This is a genomic window from Streptomyces sp. NPDC006602 (assembly GCF_042870385.1).
GTDB lineage: Bacteria > Actinomycetota > Actinomycetes > Streptomycetales > Streptomycetaceae > Streptomyces.
In genome coordinates this window covers 442,775-455,449 of the sequence record NZ_JBIAHG010000005.1, presented here as the reverse complement: position 1 = coordinate 455,449, position 12,675 = coordinate 442,775, and the positions used below count along the sequence as shown (strand labels likewise).

The window sequence follows — 12,675 nt, the reverse complement described above, 5'->3', positions numbered from 1 at the left end:
AAGGGCTCTTTTGCGTCTTATGCGCCAACCCTTCGCTCAACACGGCGTTATGCGGTGCTTGCACACAGTGCACATGTCTTGTGATGCTATGACCGCTTTTGATGGATGAGTTGACCGATGAAGACCGATGAAGAGGTGGCGTTGACCGTGTCGGCCAGTACTGCGCCGCCCAAGGAAGTCGTCCAAGTCGCGGAAGTCGTCGAAGCCACGGAAGTCGTCGAAGCCGCGACCGCCACACCCGGGCGCAGTCGCGGCGCCGACACCCGGGCGCTCACGCAGGTGCTGTTCGGCCGGCTCAAGGGGATGCAGCCGGGCACGCCGGAGCACGACCGGGTGCGCGGGGCGCTCATCGAGGCCAACCTCCCGCTCGTGCGCTACGCGGCCGCCCGCTTCCGCTCCCGCAACGAGCCGATGGAGGACGTCATCCAGGTCGGCACCATCGGGCTCATCAACGCCATCGACCGCTTCGACCCGGACCGTGGCGTGCAGTTTCCGACCTTCGCGATGCCGACCGTCGTCGGCGAGATCAAGCGGTACTTCCGCGACAACGTCCGCACCGTCCACGTCCCGCGCCGGCTCCACGAGCTGTGGGTGCAGGTCAACGGCGCGACCGAGGACCTGACCACGGCCTTCGGGCGCACCCCGACGACCTCCGAGATCGCCGAGCGGCTGCGCATCTCCGAGGAGGATGTGCTGTCCTGCATCGAGGCCGGACGGTCGTACCACGCCACCTCGCTGGAGGCCGCCCAGGAGGGCGACGGGCTGCCGGGACTGCTGGACCGGCTCGGCTACGAGGACCCGGCCCTGGACGGCGTGGAGCACCGGGATCTCGTACGGCATCTGCTGGTTCAGCTGCCGGAGCGGGAACAGCGAATTCTGCTGCTGCGCTACTACAGCAATCTCACCCAGTCACAGATCAGCGCGGAACTCGGCGTCTCCCAGATGCACGTCTCGCGGCTACTCGCGCGTAGCTTTCAGCGACTGCGTTCCGCGAACAGGATCGACGCCTAATCGCCGCCCAATCGCGTAAACGATCGAGTCATCACCAGTACGGCTGAATCGCTCACCAGCGCGGATCCCGCCCTTTCTGGTCCGAAATACCGTCAGACCCCCTTCTTCCTGGGCGTATTCACGTCTCGCATGTCGACATGTCACTACAGCGTGTTGCCGACATGTGACATTCTGCCGGAAGCGCGTTTGCCGTGGCTTCGGCTCCGGTATTCAGGTGAAGGCAAACGTTCCTCGACGGAGCGTTCGCCGTACCGTCCCGCGACCCAAAGGGGGTGGCATGTCCGCAGACCAGGGCAGCTCGAAGGTGCTCACGCTCACAAAGAGCGAGCCCGCGCCCGCACTCGACGACGTAACGGCCGTCGAGGCCGCGCCGGCCCCGGCCCTCCCGACCTCGGGAGCTCTCGACACACGCACCCTGTCCCGCTCCCTCTTCCTGCGGCTCGCCGCACTCGACGAGACCAGCCCCGAGCGCGCGTACGTACGGGACACCCTCATCGAGCTCAACCTCCCGCTGGTGCGCTACGCGGCCGCCCGCTTCCGCTCCCGCAACGAGCCGATGGAGGACATCGTCCAGGTCGGCACCATCGGCCTGATCAAGGCGATCGACCGCTTCGACTGCGAACGGGGCGTCGAATTCCCGACGTTCGCGATGCCGACCGTCGTCGGCGAGATCAAGCGCTTCTTCCGCGACACGTCCTGGTCGGTCCGCGTCCCGCGCCGCCTCCAGGAGCTGCGACTGGCCCTCACCAAGGCCAGCGACGAGCTCGCCCAGAAGCTGGACCGCTCCCCGACCGTCCCCGAACTCGCCGTGGTCCTGGGCGTGTCCGAGGAGGACGTCGTCGACGGCCTCGCGGTCGGCAACGCGTACACCGCCTCCTCGCTCGACTCCCCGGCCCCCGAGGACGACGGCGGCGAGGGCTCCCTCGCGGACCGCCTCGGCTACGAGGACACGGCACTGGAGGGCGTGGAGTACCGGGAGTCGCTCAAGCCGCTGCTGGCCAAGCTCCCGCCGCGCGAGCGCCAGATCATCATGCTGCGCTTCTTCGCCAACATGACCCAGTCGCAGATCGGCGAGGAGGTCGGCATCTCGCAGATGCACGTCTCCCGGCTGCTGACGCGGACGCTGGCGCAGCTTCGGGAAGGCCTGATCTCGGACTGACGGAAGCTCCGCGCGGAGCTTCCTGTTCGACGGGGCGTCAGCCACCATGGCGCGATGCTTCGAGCGACCCGTCCCGCACGGACACATGGCCGTCGGTGCGCCCTGCTGGGCGCGTCGGCGGCCGTCGTGCGTGCCGCTCGACGGCGACGATCGGCAGTCGGCGGTCGGCAGTCCGTCGGCGCCGGGAACCCGACCGACCGCGGGCGTCACTTCGCGGGGCAGCCGGGACCCCCGCCCGAGCGGCACGGGTACGCGCGCCTCGTCACCCGGGGGCGCCGAGGCCGGTCGTACGACGAGTGACCCTCACCTTCCAGGGAGCGGGCGTGCGTTCGGGCACCGTGACCTTCGGGACGCACGTCATCGGCGCACTCGGCGTCGACCGGGCGACGGTCGAGTCCGCGGGGTTCGCCTTACCGGCGTTGCTCGCCCTGCCGGCGTTACTTGAGCGCCAGCCAGGCCACCGCCGCCACGATCGCCACCGCGGCGACGATCCCGATGATCAGGCCGAGGCGGGGACCGCCCGAGGAAGAGGGAGCCGCCTGCCGCTGCCGGCCCTGAGGGGCCTCGTCGACGAACGCGCGGAACATCTGAGTGCTGCCGGCGGGGTCGTGGTTGCCCTGGGGGCCCTGCGTGTTAGCCATGCCCCGAGACCCTAGCGAATCCGGGGGTGTGGCCCAAGTGCGGGCTCGGATTCCGCACCGCATCCCCTTACCTGTGTGTTTACGCTCGCAATACTTGCCTTTGCCAAGTTTTTGACCGTGACTACCCCCTCCTTATTTGCCTGTAACAACCAACAGCTTCTATGGTTGCCCTAAGCAACGAACGCGGGAGGTGTGATGGCCGAGCAGGCGCAGTACGAGGAGCTGATCCGTCAGTTCAGTGCCTTCGGCGCCGTGAAGAGGGAGCTCGGGCGGCTCATGCCGTCCGGCTGCCCGAGCGGTTCGGCCGCCGTGCTGACGGTGCTGAGCCGCCACGGGGACATGCGCATGAGCAAGCTCGCCGAGCTGCTCGCCGTGGACATGTCGGTCACCAGCAGGCATGTGGCCCATGTGGCCGAGCGCGGCTGGATCGACCGCTCCCCCGACCCGGCGGACAAGCGCTCCCGCATCCTGCGCCTCACGCCCGCGGGCCGGGCGCAGCTGGCGGAGATGTCCCGGCTGACCTGCCGGATGCTCGCCGAGCGGCTGAGCGACTGGAGCGACGACGAGGTGGCCCAGCTGACCGCGCTGATGGCGCGGCTCAGGGCGAGCTTCGACGACTGCCGCGCCCAGCACGCCCCGCATGCCCCGCACACCGCGCTCCCCGCCGACACCGAGCCCCGGCCGCCCACCGCTCCCGTGCTCGAACAGTCCCCCCGTACACCCGCGATCACCAAGTAAGAGAAGGAAGCTCATGGCTACGACCACACCAGCCGGTGTGCGGGCTCACGCCAAGCACGGAGGTGGGTCCTCCGAGGGCGCTCCGATGACGCACCGGCAGATCATGGAGGCACTGTCCGGGCTGTTGCTCGGCATGTTCGTCGCGATCCTGTCGTCGACGATCGTCACCAACGCCCTGCCCGAGATCATCGGCGACCTGGGCGGCGGCCAGTCCGCCTACACCTGGGTCGTCACCGCCGCGCTGCTCTCCATGACCGCGGCCACACCCCTGTGGGGCAAGCTCTCCGACCTGTACAGCAAGAAGGCGCTCGTACAGATAGCCCTGATCATCTACGTGCTGGGCTCCGCCGCCGCCGGACTCTCGCAGAACGCCGGCATGCTGATCGCCTGCCGTGTCGTCCAGGGCATCGGCGTGGGCGGGCTCTCCGCCCTCGCGCAGATCGTGATGGCCGCGATGATCTCCCCGCGTGAGCGCGGGCGGTACTCCGGCTACCTCGGCGCGACCTTCGCCATCGCCACCGTCGGCGGCCCGCTGCTCGGCGGTGTCATCACCGACACGAGCTGGCTCGGCTGGCGCTGGTGCTTCTACGTCGGTGTGCCGTTCGCGGTCATCGCGCTGATCGTGCTGCAGAAGACCCTGCACCTGCCCCTCGTGAAGCGGGAGGTCAAGGTCGACTGGGGCGGCGCGTTCCTCATCTCCGCCGCGGTCTCGCTGCTGCTGCTCTGGGTCACCTTCGCCGGTGACAAGTACGAGTGGCTGTCGTGGCAGTCGTACGCGATGGTCGGCGGCTCGGTCGTGCTCGGGCTGCTGTTCGTGCTCGTCGAGTCCAGGGCGAGCGAGCCGATCATTCCGCTGCGGCTGTTCCGCAACCGCACCATCACCCTGTCCTCCATCGCCTCGCTCTTCGTGGGCGTCGCGATGTTCACCGGCACGGTCTTCTTCAGCCAGTTCTTCCAGCTGGCCCGCGACAAGTCCCCGACGATGTCGGGCGTGATGACCATCCCGATGATCGGCGGTCTGTTCGTCTCGTCGACGGTCTCCGGGCAGGTCATCACCAAGACCGGCCGCTGGAAGGCCTGGCTGCTCGCGGGTGGTGTGCTGCTGACCGCGGGTCTGGGTCTGCTCGGCACGATCCGCTACGACACCGCGTACTGGCACATCGCGATCTTCATGACGCTGCTGGGCCTGGGCGTCGGCATGATGATGCAGAACCTGGTGCTGTGCACGCAGAACCAGGTGGCCCCCTCCGACCTGGGCGCTGCCAGCTCCACGGTGACGTTCTTCCGGTCCCTCGGCGGTGCGGTCGGCGTCTCGGCGCTGGGCGCCGTCATGGCCAACCGGATCACCGACTACGCCAAGGACGGCCTCACCACGCTCGACCCCAAGTACGCGGCCGCCGCTGCCGGTCAGAGCTCCAGCAGCAGCATCCCGGACATGGACAGCCTGCCCGGCCCGCTGCGCACCGTCATGGAGAGCGCGTACGGTCACGGCATCGCGGACGTCTTCCTGATCGCCGCGCCGCTCGCGCTGGTCGCCTTCCTCGTCACGCTGTTCATCAAGGAGGTCCCGCTGCGGACCTCGGGCGGGCTGGCGCAGGCCGCGGCCGCCAAGGCCGAGACCGAGGGGCCGGTCGCCGTCGAGGGTCCGGCCGCTGCCGAGCCCCCTGCCGCTGTCGAGACACCGGCCGGGGAGAGGGTCCCGAGCTGGGCCGTCGCCGGGACGAGCACCGAAGCCGGTCCGCGGGGCACGCAGAAGCTCGCGGCCGTCGCCACCGTCGAAAGGGGGAGCGCACCGGTGTCCGGTGGAATCCCGGTCCACGGCTTCGTCCGTGGCGTCGAGAGCGCGCCCGTCCCGCAGGCCGCCGTCACGCTGATCTCACTGGGAGGACGGCAGCTCGGCCGGTCGGTCGCGCAGGCCGACGGTTCCTACGCGGTGGACGCGCCGGGCACCGGGTCGTACGTCCTGATCGCCTCCGCCGACGGGTTCCAGCCGCAGGCGTCCACCGTGGTGGTGGGCGAGGAGCCGGTGCCGTACGACATCCTGCTCAGCGGCACCAGCGGGCTGAGCGGTGTGGTGCGGGCCGCGCAGAGCGCGTCACCCGTCAAGGACGCCATGGTGATCGTGACGGACGTGCGCGGTGACCTGCTGGCCACCACCTCCACCGGCGAACAGGGCGAGTTCGCCTTCGCCGAGCTGGTGCCGGGCACGGTGACCGTCGCCGTGAACGCCGCCGGACACCGGCCGCGCGCCCTGCCCGTCGAGATCGGCGCCACCGGGGTCACCCGGATCGAGGTCGACCTGGACGCCGGAGCCCAGCTCCAGGGTGTCGTACGGGCGCCGCACGGTCCCCTCGCCGATGCGCGGGTCACGCTCGTGGACGCGGCGGGCAACGTGGTCGGCACGGCCACCACCGGGACGGACGGGGCGTACGCCTTCACCGACCTGGACGGCGGCGACTACACCGTCATCGCGACGGGGTACCCGCCGGTGGCGACCGCCCTGACCGTGAACGGTCGCGGAGTCGACGACCACGACATCGAACTCGCCCACCCCGGCGAGTAGTTCACCCCGGCCCGTGGCGGCGTGCGCACTCCGAGCGGAGGTGCGCAGCTCCACGGGCCGGTCTCAGTTGAGGAGTTACGCGAGATGGGACTGACCGCGAAGATCCGTACCCGGGACGGATGGGCCGTGTCGCACGCGGTCGTCACGGTGACCGACACGACCGGCTCCCAGGTGCTGCGCGCCGAGGCCGACGCGGACGGGGCCGTACGGGACGCGACCGCGCTCGCGCCGGGGGCGTACACCGTCATCGTCACGGCGGTCGGGTACGCGCCCGCCGCCGCGAGCGCCCTCGTCACCGCGAGCGGGCGGGCCGAGGTCGGCACGGTGACGCTGGCCCGGCAGGGCGGCACCGAACTGCCGCCGCCGGGGCCGTGGACCGTCGACCCGGCACACTCCAGTGTGGCAGCCGTCGCCCAGCACCTGGGGATTTCCAGCGTGCACGGACGGTTCACCGACTTCACGGCCTCGATCGAGGTCGCCCCCGACGACGTGACCAAGTCCCGGGTGGAGGCGGTCATCCGGGCCGCGTCCATCGACACCGGCAACGGCATGCGGGACACCCACCTGAAGTCCGCGGACTTCCTCGACGTGGAGCGCTTCCCGGAGATCACCTACCGTTCGGCGGGTCTGACGGCGGCCGGTTCGGACCGCTGGACGGTCCACGGGGAACTGGAACTGCACGGTGTCGTACGCCCGGTCGACCTGGACCTGGCCTACCTCGGCACCGGCTCGGACCCGTGGGGCGGCACCCGGGCGGCGTTCCGGACGACGGCACAGCTGCGGCGCGAGGACTTCGCCATGGACTACAACCAGGTCGTCCAGGCGGGCATCGCGGCCATCGGTACGACGCTCAGGGTGGAGCTGGACATCCAGGCGGTGCAGGGGGATTCGCTCCCCGAGGCCTGATGTCCCGGTGCCTACATGAGGCCGACGATGCGCGGCGGCGCGAACAGGTGGCGGGCCCGGTGTTCCTCGGCCGCCATCACCGCGCCCGGCAGCAGATCCGGCGACCGCTTCTCCAGCCGCTCCACGGAGGCCTGGTGGTCGGCGCAGGTCCGGCACTCGGGGTCCCAGTCCGGCAGGGACTCCCGGTGCGCGTCGGCGAGATGCCGGCTGAGGTTGATCTGCGTGGCGACGATGCTGTCCGTGACATCCCAGTCGACGCCGGGGTCCTCCGCGGTCAGCCCGGCGATGACGGCCTGCGTGTGCTTCATCACCTCGTACCGGCGGATGCACTCGGCACAGTCCCACATCCAGGCGGGTGGCAGCGGCCACTGTTCCTCGGGATTGAGGTCTTCCGCGCTCATGCGGCCACGCTAGGCGGTGCGGGCGGGGCCCCGCAGGCATCCGGGCGAACTGCCGGACCCCCTCAGGGCCTCCGGCCGTCGCCGCCGCTCACCCGGGCCACCAAGTCGGTGCACAGGTCCCGGAGTTTGACGTTGTGGTCCATGGAGACGCGGCGCAGGCGTTCCAGGGCGATACGGGCGTCGATCCGCTGCTGGGCCATGAGTATGCCGATCGCCTGGTCTATGACGCTGCGGGAGACCAGAGCGGTGCGCACGTCGGCGGTCGACTCGCGGCGGCGCTCCACGCGCAGGGCGACGTTGATCGCGTCGCCCACCCGGGCGGCGAAGGCCCGGGCCGCGTCCCGGCCCTTGCCCAGCGCGCCGCTCTGGACGCCGTAGAGGTTGAGGGCGGCGCCTCTCTCGCCCTCCACGTCGATCGGCAGCGCCAGCACGCAGCGCACGCCGGCCGAGAGGGCGTACGACGTGTACGTGGGCCAGCGGGTCTCCGTCTCCAGGTCGGGGGCGTACTGCTCGAGGTGGGTCTCGGCGGCCTCCACACACGGCCCCGAGCCGTTCTCGTACTGACGCTGGTCGAGGCCGCTGGGCAGGCCGCGGCTGCCCGCCAGGGTCAGCAGGCGGTCGGCGCGGCGCACGGTGATGCTGCATGCGGCGGCGCCGGGCACCGCCTCGACGGCACGGTCGGTCAGATCGCGCAGCAAGGTGTCGAGGCCACTGCTGCGCACGATGGCCATTTCCAGCGTGTCGGGCATGTCAGGGCTCATGAACGTACGGTTATCCCGTCAACGCCCGTTAACGCCTCACCGCTCCTCACCGATCATCTGGCGTCGCGCGCATCGACGATCCGGCGGGCGAGGTCGCGCAACTTGACGTTCTCCCGCTGCGAGGCCTTGACCAGGGACTCGAAGGCCTCCGCCGCGTCCATGTCCATCCGTTCCATCAGGATCCCGGTGGCCTGTCCGATCAGGTCCCGGGTGCGCATGGCCTCCGTCAACTGCTCACGGACGGTCGACGAGTCGAGGGCCAGGCTGACGTGCGCGGTGAACAGCCGGCCGATGCGGGTGGCGGCCTCGTCGAAGGCGCGCGGCTTGCGGGCGTACGCCGTGAGCACGGTCAGACGGCGGCGGTCGGCGCGCAGCCGCAGCGACAGCACCGAGCGCAGGCCCAGCTCCGACAGGACGGCCCCGCCGTCGTCGGCCTCGCTGTCCTCGACCCGTACGACGGGCGCGGTCCACAGCCCCTCCCAGTACGGGTCCTCCTCGCGGCCCGGGTGCCCGGACTCCGCCGAGCGCACGACCTCGTCGGTCCAGGCGACCGTACGGCGGTGCTGGGCGCGTTCTATGACGGAGATGCCCGCGTGATCGGCGCCGGGCAGGATGTGGACGGCCAGCCGGACCGCGGCACGCATCGTGCTGTGCGGGGTGACCGTGTCGTGCAGTTGCTGAGCCGCCACCGTCAGGGCTTCCGCCAGCTCGAAACCGGCAGGGAAACGGGGCAAACCAGAAAACTCGGACGCAGCCACCACGAACCTCTTCGGCATGCACGACCAATGGCCGTGCGCAGGAGAGCTCCGCAGCACATTCCCGACTGCGAGCACAGGACGGACAGCACTTTATCTGCTCTGTTGCATCGAGGTGACGTCCGGCTGAAGCGTGGCCGCAGGCACTTTCGGGCGCGCGCGTCGGCGTGGTGCAATGGGGGCGACAGGTCAGGAAGTGGCCTCCCCGGAATCCGGACGGACGTCTGCCAGGTGAGTTGCCGTGACTTTCTTCCCGAATCCGTGCGAGCTGCGTGATCTGCGCGATCTGCCCGGCTGCACCGTGATCGCTCTGCCCCCGGAAATCGACCTCTGCAACGGCGCCGGCCTGTACCAGCGCATCATGTCCGCCGTGGACGCCCGCGCCGACCGGCTGCGTGTGCTGGTCCTGGACCTCACCGGCACCCATTTCATGGACTCCCAGGGCGTACGACTCGTCGACGACGTACGCCGCGCCCTCCAGCCCCGGGCGCGGGTCCGGGTGGTGGCGGCGCCCGACGGAGTGGCCTGCCGCGTCCTGGAGCTGACCGGGATACGCCGGGACGTTCCGGTGTACGACGACCTGGCCGAGGCGCTGGATTCGTAGGCCGGGGGCCAGGAGCGGCGGCCCGGCGGGCGGCGTCCTAGGCTGAGGCCATGGCACCGAACATCGCGACGAACACCGCCGTTTCACTGGACGAGTTGCTGGACTTCGTACGACCCCGGCACCACGCCATCCTGCTCACCCGCCGGTCCGACGGCACCCCTCAGGGATCGCCGCTGACCTGCGGGGTCGACGACTCGGGGCGGATCGTCGTCTCGACCTACCCCGAGCGCGCCAAGACCCGCAACGCCAAGCGGGATCCGCGGGTCAGCCTCATCGTGCTCAGCGACGACTGGGACGGGCCGTGGGTCCAGATCGACGGCACGGCCGAGGTTCTCGACACGCCCGACTCCATCGAGCCGCTCGTGGAGTACTACCGGAACATCGCCGGTGAGCATCCGGACTGGGACGAGTACCGGGCGGCCATGGTGAAGCAGGGGAAGTCGATCATCCGGGTCACGCCGGAGCGGTGGGGGCCGGTTGCCACCGGCGGCTTCCCGGCGCGGCTTGCCTCCGGCGACGGCGCCCGATAGCTCGGTGGCCCTGTCGTCGCGGGCGGCTGCGGGTCCGTTGTGGCTGGTCGCGCCCACGCGGCGGAGCCGCACATGTCACAGCCCCGCGCCCCTGGGTGGGTCTGCTCACCCCCTCGTCACCATCGCCTCGATCCCTGCCACCAGCAGGTCCAGGGCGAACTGGAAGTCCCGTTCCATCATCTCCTGGACCGTGTCGCCGCCGCGGGCCTGCATGATCTCCGTGGACTCCTGGACGACGTCGGCGGCGCCCGGGAACTTCGTGAACTCGTTCACGGCGGTCTGGAAGTACTCGTCCGGGGTCATGCCGGTGTCGGTCACGCGGCTGTAGAAGTGGCCCTCGATCGTGCCGTAGCCGTAGACGAACTGGAAGACGGCCGAAATGGCCCCGGTCAGCCGGTGTACGGGCAGGCCGGTCTTGCGTATGACCTGCTGGACGACCCGGGCGAAGGCCAGGTTGTGCGGGCCGATGTTGAGGAAGCGTCCGGCCAGCGGCGACAGCCAGGGGTGGCGGACCAGCATGGCCCGGTATCCCTGGGCCAGCGTGCGCAGCTGGCCGCGCCAGTCCTCGTCGGCCGCCGGATCGGGCAGCTCCATCTCCCCCATGACCGCGTCCAGGGCGAGTTCGAGCAGGTCGTCCTTGGTGTCGACGTACCAGTAGACGGACATCGCGGTGACGTTGAGCTCGGCGGCCAGCCGGCGCATGGAGAACTTGGCCAGCCCTTCGGCGTCCAGGAGCCGGACGGAGACCTCGGTGATGCGGTCGCGGTCAAGCCCTGAGGGCTGCCCGCCGCCACGCCCGCCGCGGCGCGCCTTGCCCTCCAGCCAGACGCTGGTCCGCGCCGCCGACCGGGCCGACTTCACCATGGCGCACCTTCCTAGACTTTCTCATCGCCGGCCAGCTTAAGCGTCCCTCCAGGGGCGCGGGGCTGTGACATGTGCGGCTCCGCCGCGTGGGCGCGACCAGCCACATCGGACCCGCAGCCGCCCGCCTACCCAGCCACCCGAGCTCCTAGGACCTGTCCGGCCGATCAGGCCGCAGACGGTTTCCTGCGTCCTGATCGGCCGGACAGGTCCTAGGCGACCATCTCGGAGTCTGCCCGCTCAGCCCGACGCAACAACGCCGCCGCGACCAACCCACCGAGCAACACAGCCACCGCCCCCACCAACTGACTGCTCTCCAGCCCGGAGGCGAACGCATCCGTGATGCGCGCCCTCTCCTCAGCCGACCCCGCTTCGGCCAACGCCCCCGGCAGGGACACCGCCGCCACCGAAATCAGCGCCGCGAAGCGGGCGTTCAGCACCGCCCCGAGCACCGCGACACCCAGACCCTGCCCGAACTCCGCCACCGTGCCGTTGATCCCCGCGCCGACCCCGGCCTTCTCCGGCGGGATCGAGCTCATGATCGCGTGCGCCATCGCCGGGCTGGCGATCGCCGCCCCGGCGCCGATGAGCAGCAGCCCCAGCAGTGTGCCGGTGTAACCGCCGGAGGAAATCGTGGCGATCGAGACGAGGCCTGCCGCCATCACCGTCATGCCCAGCCCGATGGAGACGGGAGTTCCGAGCCTGGCCGACCACTTCGCCGACAGGCCGGTGAAGTTCAGGGCCACGATCACCAGGGCGAGCGGTGCCGTCCGCAGCCCCGCCTCCAGGGGGCCGTAACCGAGCACGAACTGCATGTGCTGGGTGAGCAGGAAGAGCGATCCACCCATCCCGAAGGTGATCAGTACCGCGCCGGCGACCGCTCCAGTGAATCGGCGGTTTCTGAAGAAGTGCATGTCGAGCATGGGGTAGGGGATCCGGCTCTCCCAGTACCCGAAGGCGGCCAGCACCACGACCGCGACGGCCGCCGGAGCCATCACCCGGCCCGAGGTCCAGCCGTGCTCCGGCCCGGAGATGATCGCGAACACCAAGGAGGCCATGCCTATCGTGGACAGCACGGCGCCGAGCAGGTCGGGCCGGTCGCCCTGGGGGTTCTTGGACTCGGGGACGAGGGCCACGACCGCCACCAGGCCCAGCGCCGCGACCGGCAGGTTGATCAGGAAGATCGCTCCCCACCAGAAGTGGTTGAGTATGAAGCCGCCGATGAGCGGTCCGGTCGCGAAGCCCAGCGAGTTCACCGCGGCCCAGATGCCGATCGCCTTCGGCTGCTCCTCGGGCGCGAAGATCTGCATCGCCACGGCGAGAGTGGTGGTCATCAGCAGCGCGCCGCCGATGCCCATGCCGGCCCGGGCCGCGATCAACTGGGCGGTGGAGTCCGCGAGGCCGGCCACCAACGAGCCCACACCGAACAGGGCCAGCCCCGCGACCAGCATCTTCTTGCGGCCGTAGCGGTCGGCGGCGCTGCCCGCGGTGAGCAGCAGGCCGGACTGCACCAGCGAGTACGCGTTGATCATCCACTGGATGTCCGAGGTGGCCGCACCCAACTCCTGGGTGAGGCTCGGGATCGCGACGTTCAGGACGGTGTTGTCGAGCAGCACGGTGAGCTGTGCGAGGCAGATGACACCGAGGATCAGCCAGCGTTGGGGATGGCCGCCTGTCTGTTGGGTCTTCGCAGAGGCTTGTTCCTGGGGGGACGTCGTCATGCTGTACACCGTAGAACAGCTCCC

13 protein-coding genes are annotated in these 12,675 nt (G+C 70.1%); 7 read left to right on the top strand and 6 right to left on the bottom strand.

Annotation, left to right across the window (positions count from 1 at the left end):
• Nucleotides 1-117 precede the first annotated feature (117 nt).
• Both ACFYO2_RS17215 and ACFYO2_RS17210 read left to right on the top strand, forming a co-directional pair.
• Nucleotides 118-1,011: an RNA polymerase sigma factor SigF gene (locus tag ACFYO2_RS17215; protein ID WP_388349364.1), complete on the top strand. Its 894-nt coding sequence runs from the start codon at nucleotides 118-120 to the stop codon at nucleotides 1,009-1,011.
• 277 nt (nucleotides 1,012-1,288) lie between these two features.
• A complete protein-coding gene (locus ACFYO2_RS17210) occupies nucleotides 1,289-2,170 on the top strand; it encodes an RNA polymerase sigma factor SigF (RefSeq protein ID WP_388349362.1) in 882 nt (293 codons plus the stop codon).
• Nucleotides 2,171-2,607: 437 nt separating this feature from the next.
• On the opposite strand, the gene ACFYO2_RS17205 is transcribed toward ACFYO2_RS17210, so the two are convergent.
• Nucleotides 2,608-2,811: a hypothetical protein gene (locus ACFYO2_RS17205; protein WP_217235911.1), complete on the bottom strand. Its 204-nt coding sequence runs from the start codon at nucleotides 2,809-2,811 to the stop codon at nucleotides 2,608-2,610.
• Between the two features lie 195 nt (nucleotides 2,812-3,006).
• On the opposite strand from ACFYO2_RS17205, the gene ACFYO2_RS17200 reads away from it, so the two are divergent.
• The 3 genes from ACFYO2_RS17200 (at nucleotide 3,007) to ACFYO2_RS17190 (ending at nucleotide 7,018) form a co-directional block, all read left to right on the top strand.
• The gene (locus tag ACFYO2_RS17200; protein WP_388349360.1) at nucleotides 3,007-3,549 is read left to right on the top strand and encodes a MarR family winged helix-turn-helix transcriptional regulator; all 543 of its coding nucleotides are present in this window, start codon (nucleotides 3,007-3,009) and stop codon (nucleotides 3,547-3,549) included.
• A 13-nt stretch (nucleotides 3,550-3,562) separates the two neighbouring features.
• Nucleotides 3,563-6,112, top strand: a complete 2,550-nt coding sequence (locus ACFYO2_RS17195) for an MFS transporter (RefSeq protein WP_388349358.1) — start codon at nucleotides 3,563-3,565, stop codon at nucleotides 6,110-6,112.
• A gap of 84 nt (nucleotides 6,113-6,196) precedes the next feature.
• A complete protein-coding gene (locus tag ACFYO2_RS17190; protein ID WP_388349356.1) occupies nucleotides 6,197-7,018 on the top strand; it encodes a YceI family protein in 822 nt (273 codons plus the stop codon).
• Between the two features lie 11 nt (nucleotides 7,019-7,029).
• Here ACFYO2_RS17190 and ACFYO2_RS17185 read toward each other — a convergent pair whose 3' ends face one another.
• The 3 genes from ACFYO2_RS17185 to ACFYO2_RS17175 all read right to left on the bottom strand — a co-directional run bounded on the left by ACFYO2_RS17185 (nucleotide 7,030) and on the right by ACFYO2_RS17175 (nucleotide 8,956).
• Nucleotides 7,030-7,419 carry a hypothetical protein gene (locus ACFYO2_RS17185; RefSeq protein ID WP_388349354.1) on the bottom strand — a complete coding sequence of 130 codons (390 nt, stop codon included), beginning with the start codon at nucleotides 7,417-7,419 and terminating at the stop codon, nucleotides 7,030-7,032.
• Between the two features lie 62 nt (nucleotides 7,420-7,481).
• Entirely contained in the window at nucleotides 7,482-8,180 is a 699-nt protein-coding gene (locus ACFYO2_RS17180) for an ANTAR domain-containing protein (RefSeq protein ID WP_388349352.1), read from the bottom strand.
• 53 nt (nucleotides 8,181-8,233) lie between these two features.
• Entirely contained in the window at nucleotides 8,234-8,956 is a 723-nt protein-coding gene (locus tag ACFYO2_RS17175) for an ANTAR domain-containing protein (RefSeq protein ID WP_388349350.1), read from the bottom strand.
• Nucleotides 8,957-9,176: 220 nt separating this feature from the next.
• On the opposite strand from ACFYO2_RS17175, the gene ACFYO2_RS17170 reads away from it, so the two are divergent.
• Nucleotides 9,177-9,539 (top strand): STAS domain-containing protein, encoded by a 363-nt coding sequence (locus tag ACFYO2_RS17170; protein WP_388349348.1) that lies wholly within the window; start codon nucleotides 9,177-9,179, stop codon nucleotides 9,537-9,539.
• A gap of 50 nt (nucleotides 9,540-9,589) precedes the next feature.
• A complete protein-coding gene (locus ACFYO2_RS17165) occupies nucleotides 9,590-10,069 on the top strand; it encodes a PPOX class F420-dependent oxidoreductase (protein ID WP_388349346.1) in 480 nt (159 codons plus the stop codon).
• A 105-nt stretch (nucleotides 10,070-10,174) separates the two neighbouring features.
• On the opposite strand, the gene ACFYO2_RS17160 is transcribed toward ACFYO2_RS17165, so the two are convergent.
• Both ACFYO2_RS17160 and ACFYO2_RS17155 read right to left on the bottom strand, forming a co-directional pair.
• Nucleotides 10,175-10,933 carry a TetR/AcrR family transcriptional regulator gene (locus tag ACFYO2_RS17160; protein WP_388349344.1) on the bottom strand — a complete coding sequence of 253 codons (759 nt, stop codon included), beginning with the start codon at nucleotides 10,931-10,933 and terminating at the stop codon, nucleotides 10,175-10,177.
• A 209-nt stretch (nucleotides 10,934-11,142) separates the two neighbouring features.
• Nucleotides 11,143-12,651 (bottom strand): MFS transporter, encoded by a 1,509-nt coding sequence (locus ACFYO2_RS17155; RefSeq protein ID WP_388349342.1) that lies wholly within the window; start codon nucleotides 12,649-12,651, stop codon nucleotides 11,143-11,145.
• Nucleotides 12,652-12,675: the final 24 nt, after the last annotated feature.

Bases quoted from the DNA above. Each gene is read 5' to 3' on its own strand.
- ACFYO2_RS17195 (WP_388349358.1), top strand. From the start codon at position 3,563: ATGGCTACGACCACACCAGCCGGTGTGCGGGCTCACGCCAAGCACGGA.
- ACFYO2_RS17185 (WP_388349354.1), bottom strand. From the start codon at position 7,419: ATGAGCGCGGAAGACCTCAATCCCGAGGAACAGTGGCCGCTGCCACCC.
- ACFYO2_RS17180 (WP_388349352.1), bottom strand. From the start codon at position 8,180: ATGAGCCCTGACATGCCCGACACGCTGGAAATGGCCATCGTGCGCAGC.
- ACFYO2_RS17200 (WP_388349360.1), top strand. From the start codon at position 3,007: ATGGCCGAGCAGGCGCAGTACGAGGAGCTGATCCGTCAGTTCAGTGCC.
- ACFYO2_RS17155 (WP_388349342.1), bottom strand. From the start codon at position 12,651: ATGACGACGTCCCCCCAGGAACAAGCCTCTGCGAAGACCCAACAGACA.
- ACFYO2_RS17160 (WP_388349344.1), bottom strand. From the start codon at position 10,933: ATGGTGAAGTCGGCCCGGTCGGCGGCGCGGACCAGCGTCTGGCTGGAG.
- ACFYO2_RS17210 (WP_388349362.1), top strand. From the start codon at position 1,289: ATGTCCGCAGACCAGGGCAGCTCGAAGGTGCTCACGCTCACAAAGAGC.
- ACFYO2_RS17190 (WP_388349356.1), top strand. From the start codon at position 6,197: ATGGGACTGACCGCGAAGATCCGTACCCGGGACGGATGGGCCGTGTCG.
- ACFYO2_RS17215 (WP_388349364.1), top strand. From the start codon at position 118: ATGAAGACCGATGAAGAGGTGGCGTTGACCGTGTCGGCCAGTACTGCG.
- ACFYO2_RS17175 (WP_388349350.1), bottom strand. From the start codon at position 8,956: ATGCCGAAGAGGTTCGTGGTGGCTGCGTCCGAGTTTTCTGGTTTGCCC.
- ACFYO2_RS17165 (WP_388349346.1), top strand. From the start codon at position 9,590: ATGGCACCGAACATCGCGACGAACACCGCCGTTTCACTGGACGAGTTG.
- ACFYO2_RS17205 (WP_217235911.1), bottom strand. From the start codon at position 2,811: ATGGCTAACACGCAGGGCCCCCAGGGCAACCACGACCCCGCCGGCAGC.